The sequence below is a fragment of the Bacillus sp. LR--39 genome (genome assembly GCF_053613335.1).
In genome coordinates this window covers 1-551 of the sequence record NZ_JBSIOT010001423.1, presented here as the reverse complement: position 1 = coordinate 551, position 551 = coordinate 1, and the positions used below count along the sequence as shown (strand labels likewise).

The 551-nt window shown below is 55.9% G+C and carries 1 protein-coding gene; it reads left to right on the top strand.

What is annotated here, in order from left to right:
* Positions 1-551: SDR family NAD(P)-dependent oxidoreductase (locus ACWHAR_RS30900; protein ID WP_452088911.1), on the top strand; the 551-nt coding region annotated here is incomplete at both ends.

The following is a 551-nucleotide window of genomic DNA, read 5'->3' as shown; positions in this document are numbered from 1 at the left end:
GCGCTTGCTGGACGCGGGGTGTTTGTTGCAGCGGCTGATCAAAATCGAAAAGGGCTGCTTGAACTTGAAGACGAACTTGAACAAAAAGGACTGCAGGGTTCAGGTTTTGCCGCGGATGTGGGCGACAGTGCCGCAGTTGACCAGCTTATCGCCGATATTGAACGCGAGATCGGTCCGATAGACATGCTTGTCAATGTAGCCGGCGTGCTCAGAACGGGTCTGATCCATTCGTTGAGTGATGAAGATTGGGAGAAGACGTTCAATGTCAACTCCACCGGGGTTTTTAACGTATCGCGTGCCGTCGCCCGCCGGATGGTACCGCGCAGGACTGGAGCGATCGTGACTGTCGGATCAAATGCGGCAGCTGTGCCCCGGATGCACATGGCCGCCTTCGCGGCCTCCAAGGCGGCCGCTTTAATGTTTACGAAATGCCTCGGCCTTGAACTTGCCGAGTACAATATCCGCTGCAATATCATATCGCCCGGATCAACGGATACCCCGATGCAGCGGTCGCTATGGCAGTGTGAGGAAGCTGCGCAAGGCGTCATTGA